Here is a 1,786-nt window from a genome sequence, read left to right on the forward strand (position 1 = left end):
TCGTCAAGCAGTAGCTCGTCGTCAAGCAGTAGCTCGTCGTCAAGTAGTTCTAGCAGCAGTTCATCGTCGTTTTCTGGCGGCCCTTATCCCGTCCCACCCTACGTGCCGCCGGAAGAGGAAACGTGTGAGGCGAACGAGGGTGGAATCGACCCTTACAGCTTCTATCCGGTGCGCTACGCAACTGGCGAGTTGCAGCTTTTCGAGACCGACCTTCAAGTGCCCGGCGCCGGCGGCCCCTGGGTGCAACGTCGCCAATACAGCAACCAGTTACGCGGCCCCAACAATGTTGGCCTCGGATGCAACTGGCTCGTCGAAGCTTGGCCCTACCTGACCAAGGATGCTGATGGCGCTGTTTGCTTTGTACGAAGTTCAAGAAACGCCCTGTGGTTTGATGAAAGCGCCGGTAACTATATTGCCCGCTTTGGAGCAAAATCGACGCTCACGCTCGATTCAGCCAACGATCGTTTGGTGCTCTCTCAGCCTACCGGCGAAGTTTGGTATTTCCGAGCTTTCGGTGCCCTCTCGTCCTCCAGTTCTTCCTCTTCCAGTGGTTCCGGCAGTGCGCTACCAGGGATGCTGCTCGGCATGATCGACGCTATGGGACAGGCTACGGATGTCGTTGGCTACACCGGCGACGGTCGGATCGAAACAATCGAGCGGGAATCGACCGTCGATGGTCAAACCGTTTCGACACAGTTTCACTATGAGTACACAGGCGGCCAGACCACATCGGTCACCTACCGCAGGCAAGTTGGGACGGGAGCCTGGAACGACATTCGGCGAGCGACGTACGAATACTATGACGGCACCACCGAACACGGCTCTGCCGGAGATTTAATGCGCGTCCGCGTGCAAGAGCCTTCCGGCATCACCTGGAACAACGTGCGGCAGAGTTATTATCGGTATTACAAGGATGCCACGGCAGGAGGTTTTAAACACGGCCTTCGATTCGTGGTTCAGCCCGATGGCTACGCCGATATGCTCGCTGACTCACTCGACCCCACGACCGTGAGTAACGCGGTCCTGCTGCAGTACGCCCGGTACAATTTCCAGTACGGTAGCGATCGCCGAGTGACGCAGGAAATCGTTGACCGAGGCTCGATCACGGTCGGCTATTCCTATTTCACGAGTTCGAACACCGATACCTACAACCACTGGAAGACGCGTGCCATCGAAACGCGTCCCGACGGAGCGACTCGCACCGTCTATTCCAACTACATCGGTCAGCCCTTGCTGAGTGAACTGAAGTCTGGCTCGGACGTGTGGCTACAGGCGGATTCGTACGATTCGGAGGCCCACCGCATCCAGTCGGCAGGCCCCTCGGCCGTCGCCAGTTACGACGCCAACGATGCGGATCTGAACGTCCAACTGAATGCTAGCTCTGGCCTGGTTCGGATCCGCAGCTATTACGCGACGACCAACATCCCTACGGGCGCCGCGAAAGGTTTTCTAGAATCGACGTCCCTCAAGCAGGGCAGCTCGGGAACGCCGATCCTCCAGAGCCATACGGAGTACACATCGCGGACGGCCGGTGCGGTCACGATCTACCCCGCCTCTAAACAAACGCAGTATCAAAACGACGATGGCAGCGGGTCGTTGACAACGCAGTTCGACTACACTTGGCATGATGGGACCGTCCAGCCCAAGCAGCAAACTGTCACGCTACCAGTCGTGACAACGAGCGAGAACGGTAGCGGCGCAGCAACTTCCACGAAAACCGTTTTCGATACTTACGGAAATCCTGTATGGACGATGGACGCTCGGGGATTTATCACCTACAGCGTCT

The 1,786-nt window shown here is 57.5% G+C and carries 1 protein-coding gene; it reads left to right on the forward strand.

The genetic code is table 11. From position 1 onward, the window contains the following. Positions 1-102: 102 nt before the first annotated feature. Positions 103-1,786: DUF6531 domain-containing protein (locus GE027_RS22485; RefSeq protein ID WP_202617510.1), on the forward strand; the 1,684-nt coding region annotated here is incomplete at its 3' end.

The organism is Roseimaritima sediminicola, from assembly GCF_009618275.1.
GTDB lineage: Bacteria > Planctomycetota > Planctomycetia > Pirellulales > Pirellulaceae > Roseimaritima > Roseimaritima sediminicola.